The sequence below is a fragment of the Nonomuraea sp. NPDC047529 genome, from assembly GCF_040642995.1.
Classification (GTDB): domain Bacteria; phylum Actinomycetota; class Actinomycetes; order Streptosporangiales; family Streptosporangiaceae; genus Nonomuraea.
The window spans coordinates 115,493-128,182 of sequence record NZ_JBEYTJ010000030.1; the positions used below are offsets into that span (position 1 = coordinate 115,493).

Below are 12,690 nucleotides of genomic sequence, written 5' to 3' on the forward strand. Positions count from 1 at the left end.
CGTGACGGCGCCCGTGACGTCACCGGCGATCGCGTCGCTGACCGAGCTGGTCTCCGGCGGCGGCGTCGTGGTGCTCAGTGGCGCCGGGCTGTCCACCGAGTCGGGCATCCCCGACTACCGGGGGCCGACCGGGCGGTCCCGGCGCGCCGAGCCGATGACGTACCAGCGCTTCACCGGCAGCGCCGAGGCGCGCCGCCGCTACTGGGCGCGCAGTCACGTCGGCTGGCGGCAGATCGGCCGGGCCGCGCCCAACGCCGGCCATCGCGCGGTGGCCGAGCTGGAGCGGCGCGGCCTGCTGGCCGGCATCGTCACGCAGAACGTCGACGGCCTCCACCAGGCCGCCGGCGCCGGCCGGGTGATCGAGCTGCACGGCGGCCTCGACCGCGTCGTCTGCCTGTCGTGCCGGGAGCGCACCCCGCGCGCCGAGCTGGAGCGCCGGCTCAGCGCGGCCAACCCGCGCTGGGCCGCCGAGGGCCACGCCAACCCCGACGGCGACGCGGCCCTCACCGACGCGCAGGTCGCCGGGTTCCGGGTGGTCGACTGCGGCTCCTGCGGCGGCCTGCTCAAGCCAGACGTGATCTTCTTCGGCGAGAACGTGCCGAGGGATCGGGTGGCGGAGTGCTTCGCGCTCGTGGACGGGGCGCGCTCGCTGCTCGTGCTGGGGTCGTCGCTGGCGATCAGGTCGGGGCTGCGCTTCGTCACCAGGGCCGCCGAGCTCGGGCTGCCCGTCGCCATCGTCAATCAGGGCCCCACCGGCGCCGACGCCGACGCCACCCTCCTGCTCGACGCCCCGCTCGGCGTGACCCTGACCGAGCTGACCGCCCGGCTCTGACCCCACGCCCGCACCCGGCGGACCGCAGGGCGGCACGGGGGTGGCGCAGGGGTGGTGCGGAACAGCGCAGGGGCGGTGCGGGGGCGGCACAATGGGGAGCATGCCTCCTCGTCCATGCCCCTGCGGTCTGCCCGCGTCCTACGCGGACTGCTGCGGGAGATACCACCGCGGTGAGGGGTCGGCCCCCACCGCGGAGTCGCTCATGCGGTCCAGGTTCAGCGCGTTCGCCGTGGGGGACGAGTCCTACCTCATGGCCACCTGGCACCCCGCCGACCGCCCGGCCCGCCTCGACCTCGACAGGAAGGTCGCCTGGGTGGAGCTGGAGGTGCTGGAGAGCACCGGCGGCAGCCCCGTCCACACCGAGGGCACCGTGCGCTTCCGCGCCCACTTCGTCAACCGGCGGGTGCCGGGCGTGCTCGACGAGCACAGCAGGTTCGTCCGGCTCGACGGGCGCTGGGTCTACGCCGGGGTCGTCGCGAGCGGCCGGTAGTCGCAGTCGTAGCCGAAGTACCGCGGCCCGGCCAGCTCCAGCCCGCCCGGCGACGTCCAGCGCGGGTCGCAGGGCACGGCGATGACCGTGACGCGCAGGCCGTAGCGCATGGCCTCGGTGGTGACCGGCTCGCCCGAGTCGGTGTCCAGCACGCAGATCAGGTCGGGCGTGGTGGCCACGATCTCGCCGTCCCGGCGGGCCAGCAGGTGCTCGTTCTGGAAGCTGAGCTCCAGCGTGCCGGTGCCCTCCAGGCGGGCCTGGCCGCGGGCGAAGCCGCCGGTCGTGCGGCGCTCCACGTCCACGACCTTGCCGGTGAACAGCTTCAGGCCGCCCAGCACGTCCAGGGCCGCCGCCACCGGGTCGGCGTGGCCCGCGCGGGCCAGCCGCACGGCCCGGCCCAGGTCCTCGGCCAGCGTCAGGGTGGCCGGCACGAGACCGTCGCGCAGCTGGTCGCCGCGCATGACGGTGTCGGCGCAGGAGACCTGGCAGCCCATCTGCACGCACGCCGCCCGCGCCAGGCGCTCGGCCCACACGTTGGAGACCGTCTCCAGCACCAGCGTGTTGCCCTTGTCGTCGGCCAGGGCCATCGGCGTGTTCGGCACGCCGATCAGCGTCGGCAGCACCATCTGCGCCTCGGGGAAGGCGCGGCCCATGGCGTCGCCGTCCACGATCGGCAGGCCCGCCTGCGCGGCGGCGGCGATCGGGATCATCGAGTTCACGCCGCCGACCTCGATCGGCACGATGTGCGTGGCCGGACGCCCGAGCACCGCCTCCAGGGCGCGCAGCGCGGTCAGCTCCTCGGTGCCCGCCGGCAGCTTCTCCAGCAGCACGGTCGGCGCGCCCATGCCCGAGACCGCCACGACGGTGGCGTCCGCGGGCACCTCGTCGATGGCCACCAGCGGCACGGGACCGTGCCTGCGGATGGCCTCGCGGGCCAGCAGCTTGCCCACGTACGGGTCGCCGCCGCCGCCGGTGCCGAGGATGCCGGCCCCGCGGGCCATGTCGTCCAGCCGGTCGATTCCGATCTCACGCATCGATCTTCTCCAGGTCCAGGTCGCCGACGGCCTTCACCCTGATCCGGGTGGCGTCGCCGGGCAGGTAGGCGAGCGGCAGCTCCTCCACGTCCACGATCCGCACGCTGCCCGCGCGGGCGCCGCCGCGCTCGGCGCGGATGATCGCCTCGCTCTTGGCCTCCTCCAGGATGCGCTCGCGCGGGCCGGAGAAGACCCGGTCCACCTCGCCGCCGACCTGTGCGATGGCCGCGCCGACCGCGTTGGCCACCTCGAAGTGCGCCGGGCGGCGCACGTCGTCGAAGCCCGGCAGGTCCTGGATGAGCACGCTGCCGCCGCCGACCAGCACGACGGGCAGCGGCGCGGACGAGGTGCGCATGCGGTCCACCGCCTCCGAGACGCGTTCGGCGATGAGCTTGAGCGGGCGCTGCGGGTCCACGTGCGCGACCTTGGCGCGGTCGCCGATGTCGGCCAGCCCGGCGGCCACGGCCAGGTCGGTGGCGGTCAGCGTGCCGCCGCCGAACACCAGCGCCTCCTCGGTCAGCCGGTAGCCGACGCTGCGCGGGCCGGTGGTGCCGTCCTCGGCGACCAGCGAGCCGCCGCCGATGCCGATCGACAGCACGTCGGGGATGCGGAAGTTGGTGCGCACCTCGGCGACCAGCGCCTCCCCGGCGGCCTCGCGCGGGAAGCCGCCGACCAGGATGCCCACGTCGGAGGTGGTGCCGCCGATGTCCACCACCGCGCAGTCGGTCAGCCCCGACAGGTACGCGGCGCCGCGCATCGAGTTCGTCGGCCCCGACGCGAACGTGGCCACCGGGTAGCGGCGGGCCTGGTCCACGTCCATGAGCGTGCCGTCGTTCTGGGACAGGAACAGCGGCGCGTCGATCCCGGCCACCCGCAGCGCCTCGCCGAAGGCGGCCACGGTGCGGTCGGCCAGCGGGCGCAGGGCCGCGTTCACGCTCGTGGCGTTCTCCCTGGCCAGCAGGCCGACCCGGCCGATCTCGCAGGACAGCGACAGGTGCACCTCCGGGCCCAGCTCGGCGGCCAGGATCTCCGCGGCCTGTCGCTCGTGGGCGTCGCTCACCGGTGAGAAGACCGAGGAGATCGCGACCGTGCGCAGGCCGCGCCGTCTGATGTCGGCGGCGACGCCGCGCAGCTCGTCCGGGTCGGGGGCGGAGATGGGGGCGCCGTCGTACTCGCAGCCGCCGTGGCACAGGTAGACCGCGCCCTCGGCCGCCTGGCGCAGGCGTTCTGGCCAGTCCACCATCGGCGGCAGCGCGGCGGTGGCGGGCAGGCCCAGCCGGACGGCCGCGACCGGCTCCAGCCGGGCGGCCTCCACCAGGGCGTTGACGAAGTGGGTGGTGCCGATCATCACCGCGGACACCCGGGTGGCGCCCAGGCCGGCCAGGGCCGCGGCGACGCCGCCCGTGACGTCCGCGGTGGTGGGGGACTTGACGGTGGCCAGCACCTGGCCGTCGTCGCCGATGAGGGCGGCGTCGGTGTTGGTGCCGCCCACGTCGATGCCGATACGCATCAGGGAGGACTCTCTCTTCTCAGACGGTGAGGCTCAGACGGTGAGGCTCAGACGGTGAGCGCTCAGGCTGTGAGGCTCAGACGGTGAGCGCGGGCCGCTCGACGGGGACCTCGCGGGTGCCGCGGACCAGGCCGAGCCGGCCCGCGACGACGTAGCCCAGGCCCGCGAGGATCAGGGAGTTCAGGGCCGGGATGCCGATCCACTGGTAGTGGTCGCTGAGCCAGCCGACGAGCGCGGAGGCGCCCCAGATGACCAGCGTGGCGGGCACCCAGGTCGGCTCGGTCTCGGGTAGCGTGCCCGTGGCGCGCGAGGCGTCCAGCACCGGACGCCAGCGCCGCACCACGAAGTACTCGGCGACCATGATCCCGGCCACGGGCGGCGTGATGACGCCGAGGATCAGCAGGAAGTCGGTGAAGCGCTCCAGGATCCCGGCGGCGGCCAGCACGCTGCCCAGCACGCCGATGCCGACGGTGACGGCGACCCGGTTCAGCCGCACCCCGATCGTGGACTCCACGGCGTTGAGCAGGCCGAGCGCGGCGGAGTACAGGTTCCAGTTGTTGATCTTCACGGTGGCCGAGATGAGGACGATGACGCCGATCACGCCGGAGGACGCCGTGATGATCGCGATCACGTCCGAGGACTTGACCGCGTAGGCCAGGAGCACGCCGGCCAGGCCGAGCACGTACTCGCCGAGGGAGATGCCGACGAGGGTCTGCTTGACGACGTCGCCGGTGTTGCGGTTGAACCTGGTCATGTCGGGCGTGGTGACCGCGCCGATGATGTAGGAGCCGGCCACGATGGTGGCGCCGGTCGCGATGCTGATCGGCTCGCCGAACGGCGGCGACGCCACCAGCGACCCCAGGTCATGTCGCGAAATTTCCACCCACATCGCCCAGCCGGCCAGGCCGAGGAACGCCGGCACGGTGATGAACGCCGTCATCCCCATCGCCTTGAACCCCCGGATGACCAGCAGCGTCACGCCGATGCCCGCGATCATGGCCCACACCCAGAGCGGCAGCCAGGACATGATCGAGTGCAGGCCCGAGGCGAAGACCGCGGTCTGCACGCCGAACCAGCCGAACAGGCTCAGGGCGATGATCACCCCGATGATCGTGGAGCCGTACCGGCCGAAGCCGGTCCAGCGGGCGAGCATGGAGGTGGACAGGCCCTCGCGCATCCCGGCGATGCCGACGAAGATGCACACCACCTCCAGGATCACCGAGCCGAGCGTGAACGCCCAGAACGCGCCCCAGAACGACAGCCCGGCGCCGAGCGTGGCGCCCAGCAGGAACTGCGTCAGGTCGGAGAGCTGGCCGAAGCGTTGCACGGCCACGTTGAACCAGGAGTAGCGGGCCGATTGCGGCACCCGCTCCAGGGGGTAGTCGGAGTCGGTCATGGCGGTCTTCCTTCGCGTCGGGGGGTCGTGGCGGGGGCTCACGAGCGGGCGGTCACAGCAGGTGGTCTCAGGGCGGGCGGGTGGTCACAGGAGCGAGGGCGGCCCGGCGGCGCGGGCGCGCAGCCGGACGAACGGGCCGGGCAGGTAGGCGAGCGGGATCTCCTCCACGCCGATGAGCCGCACCCGCCGCGGATCGGCCCCGGCGCGGACAGCCGCCGCCCTGGCCTCCTCGGCCACGGGTTCGAGCGCCGCGGACAGCGCCGAGCGGTCGGGCAGGCGGACGATCCGCTCGTACTGGCCGCCGACCGGGCTGACCGCCGCGCCGATGGCGCCCGCGGCCGGCCCGTGCGCGGGATGCAGCCCTTCGGGCACGGCCTGCTCCCCGCCGCCCACGACCACGAGCGGCAGCAGCCCGGCGCCCGGCTGCAGCCGGTCCACGGCCTCGGCCAGCTCCTGCGGGTCGACCGGCCGCGGCACCCTGATCAGCCCGGGGATGCGCAGCCCGACGGGCACGCCGCCGATGTCCGCGCCGCCCACGGCCTCCTCGGGATAGCCGCCGGCCAGCACGCCGACGCGGACGCGGGCGGCGCCCACGTCGGCGACCACCGCGTCACCGAGTCCGGTCAGCGCGCCGGCGCCGCGCAGCACGCTCGCCGGGCCGCTGCCGAGGCTGAGCGCGGGATGGCGGGCCAGGTGCTCCAGGCTCATCAGCGTGCCGTCGCCGCGGGTCACGAACGCCGCCGCCCCCGGGCACAGGCCCGCCAGCGCGGCGGCCAGCCCGCCGGAGACCGCGCCCGCGAACCCCGACAGGGCGGCGTCCAGCACGGTCGCGTTCTCGCGTTCCAGCAGGCCGAGCGAGCCCAGGTCGGCCGACAGCGCGATCGGCACGCCGCCGCCCAGCTCCGACCGGACGATCTCGGCGGCCTCGCGCTCCTGCTCGCCGTCCAGGGGCGAGAACAGGCCCGCGACGGCGACGGCCTGCGCGATGCCCGCCACGCTCGCGGCGAAGCGGGCCACGGCGTCCCGGTCGAGTGGCGTGCGGTCCTCAAGGTCGAGGCCGCCGCCGCCGTCCACGACGGCGGTGCCCGCGTTCACCGCGGCGCGCAGGTCGGGCGGCCAGCCGGACAGCGGGCGCACCGCGGTCGCCGAGACGCCGGCGATACGCAGCACGGCGACCCTGCGCAGCCCGGACCGCCTGGTCACGGCGGTGGCGGCGCCGCGCAGGCCGACGGCGACCTGGGTCGGCCCGCCGTCCAGGGGCAGGCGTCGCAGCGCGGCGCGCACGCTGGCCACCGGGTCGCCGGGGATCGACGCGATCTTGACGGTGGCGCGCACGGCGCCGTCGTCGGCGACGACGGCCGCGTCGGTGTTGGTCGGCCCGACGTCCACCCCGGCCCTCACGTCCCCGCCTCCCGTTCGGTGGGGGAGGGGCTCAAGGCCGTGCCCGCCGGGGTTTCCGGCGTCGCGGGAGAGGGGGAGGCGGCCGGTGGGGGAGGGGTGGCCAGGCCGGTGAGCCCGAACGCGGCGGGCCCCGCCAGCCGCAGCCCCTCGGGGGTGTGCCAGACCGGGTCGCAGGGCAGGCGCACCACGCTGACCCGCAGCCCGTACCGGACCTGCTCGGCCTGGACGACCTCGCCGGTGCGGGTGTCCAGCATCGCGATCACGTCGGGCACCACGGCCAGCGGGCGGCCGTCCTCGATGACGGCCAGGAACTCGCTGCCCGCCTGGATGCGGACCAGCCGCCCCTGGTCGGACCCGAGCCCTTCGACGAGGATCGACCCGGCCGTCTCCGCGACCTTGCCGGTGACCAGCGGGTCGGGCAGCCGCGTCCCCAGTCGCACGGCCCGGGTGACCGAGCCGAGCGCGGTGGAGGCGGCCACCTGGCCGCCGCGCATGATGTACTCGCTGGTCGCGACCTGGCCGCCGAACGCCTCCAGCGACGCCCGTACCAGGCGTTCCAGCCAGCCGCCGGTCACCCGGTCGACGACGACGGTCCGGCCGCGCTCGTCGCACAGCACGGCGGGGGTGGGCGCGATGCCGCGCAGCTGCATCACCGTCTGGTCCATGCGGGGGAAGGCGCGGCTCATGCCGTCGGCGTCCACCAGCGGCAGCCCGACGCGGGCCGCCCAGGCCACCGCCAGGCAGCCGTTCGCGCCGCCGATCTCGCTGGCCAGCACCGCGCCGACGGGCGCGCCGTACAGCTCCTCGATCTTGTCGCGCAGGTAGACGGGCTCGTCGGTGCCGCCGACGCGCTCGGACATGACGGCCGAGGAGCCCGCGGTGCCCACGGGCATGACCAGCAGCTCGGGGTCCAGCTCGGCGGGCTGGACGACGCGCACCGGCCCGTGGTCCTCCAGCGCCTGCAGCGCCGCGGCGCGGGCGATGGTCACGGGGCCGCCGCCGCCCGAGCCGAGCACGGCGCAGCCGCGGGCGAAGGCGGGCAACAGCCCGGTGTCGAGGTCCATGCTGACGAGGTTACGAAGCCGCAGGTAAAGCCGGATGTTCCGGCAGCACCTTTTTGGCGGGCTTCGTGTGCCGATGGCACACTGATGGCATGTTCCTGCTGGAAGAGCTGCGCCCACTGGCCGGGCCGGGCGCGCCGGCGGCGGCCTCGGGCGTGCGTCTGGTCGAGGACCTGGGCCTGATCGCGGGCCAGCCGCCGGGGTCGGTGCTGGTCCTGACGGGCGCGGCCTCGCGGCAGGCGGCCGGCTACCGGCTCGACGTCGCGCTGCGCGACGCCGCCGCGGCCGGCGCCGTGGCGCTCGTGCTCACCGCGGGCGTTGGGGAGAGCACGGAGAGCACCGGGAACGCGGTCGACCGGAGCGCCGCCGCGCTGGCCGAACGCGGCGGCGTCGCGCTGCTGGCGGGTGACGGCGACCTGGCGGAGCTGGTGGTGGCCATCGACCGGGCCATCGCGGGCGACGCCGCCGAGGCGCTGGTCCGTACGGCGCGCGCCGCCGAGGCCGTGGCCCGGGCGGGCGGCGTTCCCGAGCGCATCGCCGAGGCGGCCGGGGCCGCCCTGGGCCTTCCCGTCCAGGCCGACGGCGGCGCCTTCGCCGTCGGGGCGCACGACCCCGCCGGCACGCACTTCGAGCGGGCCGCCGGCATCGTCCTCAGGCTCGCCGTCCTGGCCGCCGCCGCGGGCCCGTCCGACGAGCTGCCCGGACGGTCCCGCGCCCAGCTCCTCACCGAGCTGCTGGTCGCCCCCGAGAAGCAGGCCCAGGAGCTGGCCCCCCGCGCCAGGGCCCTGGGCCTGCCGATCGACGACTGGCACGTCGTCCTGCGCCTGGAACCCCCGACGGACAGCGCGAGAGACACCGCCACGGACGACCCGGCGGCCGGCGGCCAGGAACGCTACGCCCTGCTGGAGACCGTCGCCTCGCGGGCCGTGCGCGCGGCCCGCGAGCTGGGCGGCGCCGCCTGGAACGCCGCGCTCGCCGGGGACGCGCTCATCGTGGTCCGCAGCCAGCGCCGCGACCAGGGCAGGGCGGGCCTGCGGGAGGCGGTGCGCGACGCCGCCCGTCTGCTGGACCGGGTCCGCCCGGCGGGCGCCGAGCTGCGTTGCGGGGTCAGCACCGCCCACCAGGGCCTGGTCGGCCTGCGCACCTCCGCCTCCGAGGCGCGTACGGCCCTGCGCCGCAGCTCCCTGCCGCTGGCCACCTACGACCTGGCCGGTCTCGACCGGATGCTGGAGGAATGGTACGCCTCCGACGCCGCCCAGCACGCCGTCAGGGAACTGCTGCAGCCGATCCTCGACCTCGGCGGCGAGCGGGCCGCTCACCTCCTGGCCATCCTGCGCGCCTACCTCGACCACAACGGCTCGCCCGCCCGCGCCGCCGAGGAGCTGCACCTGCACCGCAACGCCGTCAGCAGGAACGTGCGCCGCATCGAGACCCTGCTCCAGGCCGACCTGGACGACCCCCGGCAGCGCCTGGCCCTCCAGCTCGCCTGCCGCGCGGCCTCCTCCCGCTGAAGGACGGCGCCCCGGGACCCTGCTCCCAGCCCGCGTTCGCCCGCCAGGACGAGGAAACCCGGCGGCCCGGTCCCTAGATTCGGGGACATGATCGTGAGAGCGCGCCGCCTGCTCACCTGGTTCGCCGGCCTGGCGCTGGCGGTCGCCTGCGCGGGCCTCGGCTACGAGACCGCCGCCCGCCGCGGGGACGCCGCGCGCTACCCGCCGCCGGGCCGTCTGGTGGACGTCGGCGGCCACCGCCTCCACCTGCGCTGCACGGGCTCCGGCGGCCCGGTGGTCGTGCTGGAGGCGGGCCTGGTCGAGTCCGGCGCGAGCTGGGAGGTGGTCCAGCGGCGGCTGTCCACCGGGCTGCGCGTGTGCTCCTACGACCGGGCCGGTTACGCCTGGAGCGAGGACGGCCCAGGGCCGCGCACCGCGGGCCGGGCGGCGGCGGAACTGCGCGCGCTGCTCGCCGCCGCGGGCGAGCCCGGCCCGTACGTCCTGGCCGGGCACTCCTACGGCGGCGAGATCGTCCGCCTGTTCGCCGCCCGGTACCGGGAGCTCACGGTGGGCGCGGTGCTGATCGACGCCACCGACGAGGGGGCCGCGGCGGCCATGCGGGTGTCCAGGCCGCTGGTGGCCGCCCAGCTCACCGCCAACCAGGCGCTGGCCAGGATCGGCCTGCTCCGGCTGGCGGGGGATCTCCTGGTGCCCGGCGACGCCACCCCGGCGGGCCGCGCCGCCGCCCCCGTCGTCTACGGGCCGGGCAGCATGGCCGCCGCCAGGGCCGAGGCGTGGGCCTCGCTCGACAGCGCGCGGGAGGTCGCCGACGCGGCGGCGGCCGAGCGGGGCGGGCCGCCGGTCGTGGTCGTCATCCCCTCCGGCGGGCCGCCGGAGGCCCTGGACCAGGCCCGACGGTTGGCGGCCCGGTCCAGGCGCGGCCGCGTGGTCGTGGCCGGAACCTCCGAGCACTACGTGCAGTACCGGCAGCCGGAGCTCGTCGTCGCCGCGATCCGGGAGATCGCCGCCTCCGCCGGACGGTGAAACTGGGTCTTGCCGGTTCGGTCAAGTCGGCTTTCAATGATCGGGACACCGGTGATCCTGGAGGAGCCGAATGCGTGGCTTGAGGGCGTCCGCAGTCATTCTGATGATCGTCGTCTCGACGTTCCTCGCCTCCGGGCCGTCGTCGCTGCCGGCGGTGGCCGGGCCGGCCGACCCCGAGCCCGCCTCGCTGGTCACGCTGTCCGTGCCCGACAAGGCCGCGATGGAACGGCTGGTCGCCTCCGGCGCCGACCTGACCGAGCGGGTCCGTCCGCAGGCCGACGGCAGCGTCCAGGTGGACGCCGTGCTCACGGCGAGCAAGCTCGCCGAGCTGAGGTCGTTCGGCGTGGGCCTGGCGTCCGGCACGCCGCCCGCGGCCCGGCAGGCTCCGGCCACCGCCGCGCAGGACCAGATCGTCATCGAACGGGCCGTCTGGTACAAGTCCCGCGACGGGTACTTCCTGTCGGTCGAGGCGAGCAGCGGCGCGGGCGAGCCGGCCGCGCTCACCGTCACCTGGACGGGCCGCCGCGGCGCCACTGGGCAGGTCGCGATGGTCCCGTTCGTGGACGCCGGCGTCTACATGGGCCACCAGTTCAGCACGCCGGCCCCGGTGACGGTCGAGCCGCAGCGCGTCACGGTCACCTCGGCGACGGGCGGCAAGGCCGAGGCCCGCGTACGGGAGTGGCCCGACGGCGAACGCCCCGACCACCAGGCGCCGGGCTATCAGAAGGACTTCGTCACCCAGTACATGCCGCCCGCCCAGCTCAACGAGCGGATCCAGGCGCTGCACCGGCGCTACCCGTCCCTCACCGACGTCATCCCGCTGCCGAACCTCACCAACGGCTACCGCCGCCGCGCCCAGGCCCTGATCGGCACGCCGCCCGGCGCCGCCGTCGTGGTCACCTCCGACGCCTACGGCTCCGAGGGCGGCAACGACCTGTCCGTCGAGCTGGCCGCCCCCGGCGCGCCGGACCGGCCGCTGCAGGTGAGCATGAACGGCAAGCAGGTCACGGTGAGCCTGGCCACCGACGGCTCAGGGACGCCGGTCAGCACCGCCGCCCAGGTCGTCGCCGCGGTCAACGCCACGGCGGGCACCGGTGTGAAGGCCGCGACGTACCGCACCGACCCGGGCGCGGGCGTCATGGCCGCGGCCCCCGCCACCCGGCTCACCGACTCGCTCAAGGCGCCCGCCGACGTCTCCCGCAAGCCCATGCGGGTGCTGGCCCTGCGTGTCGGCGTCCACCGGGACGGCTCGCGCACCGGCGTGCTGGCCTACGCCCAGGAGCACGCCAGGGAATGGGTGGCGCCGCTGGTCACCGTCGAGGCGGCCGAACGGCTGCTGCGCAACTACGCCCGCGACCCCGCCACCCGCAAGCTGCTGCAGCGCACCGACATCTTCATCGTCCCCACGGTCAACCCCGACGGCGCGAACTACAGCTTCTACGACTTCAACGGCCAGCGGAAGAACATGACCAACCACTGCCCGGCCGCGCAGTCCGACCCGGCGCAGCGCAACACCTGGGGCGTGGACGTCAACCGCAACTACGCCGTGGGCTCCCTGTCGGACGGCTACTTCGGCGCCTCGGCCAACTGCCAGAGCGGCACGTACGCGGGTCCGGCCGAGCATTCGGAGCCGGAGAGCCGCAACGTGATGTGGCTGGCGGAGACGTACCGCAACATCCGGTTCGCCATGAACGTGCACAGCTACGGCGGGTACTTCATGTGGCCGCCCGGGGCGTACAAGCTCGACGGCCGCGTGGCGCTGCCCAGGCCGAGCGCCCAGGAGGAGGCGTACTTCATGCGTTCGGCCCGGACGATCGAGCAGGCCATCGCCGGCGAGCGCGGCACGGTGATCTGGCCGCAGCAGACCGGCCCCGTGACCGACGTGCTCTACTCGGCGGCCGGCAACTCCGCCGACGAGCTCTGGTACGACCACGGCATCTACGGCTGGGACTTCGAGGTCGGCGCCGACCTGTGGAACCCGGCGGCGCGGACGTGGGAGGGCGTGGGCTTCCAGCCGCCGTTCGAGGAGGGGCACGCCGAGGCGATGGAGTTCGCCGCCGGCCTGATCTCGCTCGTGGGGGTGGCGGCCGACTACCGCGAGCGGTGACCCGGCCGCCCGACGTCTGCCGCCCGACGTATGCCCAGGTCATGAGGGGAATGGGTGGGGCTTGCCTGTCGTTTGCATACGCATACCCCGGTGTGCTTTGACGGTGATTGAGGCTGTTTGCCGGGGGTTTACGGTTCAGAGGTAGATCACTGCCCGTTTTGGGGTGTTTGGTTTGCGTTTGTCCGTTTCTTGGGTTAACGTTGTACCCATCGGCGGGTGAGAGACCCCTTTCTTGACCAGGGTCCGCCCGCGTTGCGCTCCACGTAGCGACCGACGGCCATCGCGCCCGGCTACGACCTCTTTAGTTCACTGATGCACCTCCTGC

The 12,690-nt window shown here is 74.9% G+C and carries 10 protein-coding genes; 5 read left to right on the forward strand and 5 right to left on the reverse strand.

The window, feature by feature from the left end:
* The first annotated feature begins 1 nt into the window (after window position 1).
* Window positions 2-832, forward strand: coding sequence for an NAD-dependent protein deacetylase (locus ABZ815_RS36645; RefSeq protein ID WP_357705801.1), 831 nt, complete (start codon window positions 2-4; stop codon window positions 830-832).
* Window positions 833-1,034: 202 nt separating this feature from the next.
* Window positions 1,035-1,322 carry a YchJ family metal-binding protein gene (locus tag ABZ815_RS36650; RefSeq protein ID WP_357705802.1) on the forward strand — a complete coding sequence of 96 codons (288 nt, stop codon included), beginning with the start codon at window positions 1,035-1,037 and terminating at the stop codon, window positions 1,320-1,322.
* Here ABZ815_RS36650 and ABZ815_RS36655 read toward each other — a convergent pair.
* The 5 genes from ABZ815_RS36655 to ABZ815_RS36675 all read right to left on the reverse strand — a co-directional run bounded on the left by ABZ815_RS36655 (window position 1,292) and on the right by ABZ815_RS36675 (window position 7,727).
* A complete protein-coding gene (locus ABZ815_RS36655) occupies window positions 1,292-2,356 on the reverse strand; it encodes a DUF917 domain-containing protein (protein ID WP_352329660.1) in 1,065 nt (354 codons plus the stop codon). The two genes, ABZ815_RS36650 and ABZ815_RS36655, sit on opposite strands and share 31 nt — an antisense overlap.
* Entirely contained in the window at window positions 2,349-3,866 is a 1,518-nt protein-coding gene (locus ABZ815_RS36660; protein ID WP_357705803.1) for a hydantoinase/oxoprolinase family protein, read from the reverse strand. The genes ABZ815_RS36655 and ABZ815_RS36660 overlap by 8 nt, the downstream gene beginning before the upstream one ends.
* Before the next feature lie 76 nt (window positions 3,867-3,942).
* Entirely contained in the window at window positions 3,943-5,262 is a 1,320-nt protein-coding gene (locus ABZ815_RS36665) for a cytosine permease (RefSeq protein WP_357705804.1), read from the reverse strand.
* 84 nt (window positions 5,263-5,346) lie between these two features.
* Entirely contained in the window at window positions 5,347-6,663 is a 1,317-nt protein-coding gene (locus ABZ815_RS36670; RefSeq protein ID WP_357705805.1) for a hydantoinase/oxoprolinase N-terminal domain-containing protein, read from the reverse strand.
* Window positions 6,660-7,727 carry a DUF917 domain-containing protein gene (locus ABZ815_RS36675; protein ID WP_357705806.1) on the reverse strand — a complete coding sequence of 356 codons (1,068 nt, stop codon included), beginning with the start codon at window positions 7,725-7,727 and terminating at the stop codon, window positions 6,660-6,662. Before ABZ815_RS36675 ends, ABZ815_RS36670 begins: the two co-directional genes overlap by 4 nt.
* A gap of 89 nt (window positions 7,728-7,816) precedes the next feature.
* Here ABZ815_RS36675 and ABZ815_RS36680 point away from each other — a divergent pair, with 89 nt between their 5' ends.
* The 3 genes from ABZ815_RS36680 (at window position 7,817) to ABZ815_RS36690 (ending at window position 12,365) form a co-directional block, all read left to right on the forward strand.
* Complete coding sequence (locus ABZ815_RS36680; RefSeq protein WP_357705807.1) at window positions 7,817-9,235, forward strand: helix-turn-helix domain-containing protein; 1,419 nt, start codon at window positions 7,817-7,819, stop codon at window positions 9,233-9,235.
* An 87-nt stretch (window positions 9,236-9,322) separates the two neighbouring features.
* Window positions 9,323-10,258 (forward strand): alpha/beta hydrolase, encoded by a 936-nt coding sequence (locus tag ABZ815_RS36685; RefSeq protein ID WP_357705808.1) that lies wholly within the window; start codon window positions 9,323-9,325, stop codon window positions 10,256-10,258.
* Window positions 10,259-10,361: 103 nt separating this feature from the next.
* Window positions 10,362-12,365 (forward strand): M14 family zinc carboxypeptidase, encoded by a 2,004-nt coding sequence (locus tag ABZ815_RS36690; protein ID WP_357705809.1) that lies wholly within the window; start codon window positions 10,362-10,364, stop codon window positions 12,363-12,365.
* Window positions 12,366-12,690 lie beyond the last annotated feature (325 nt).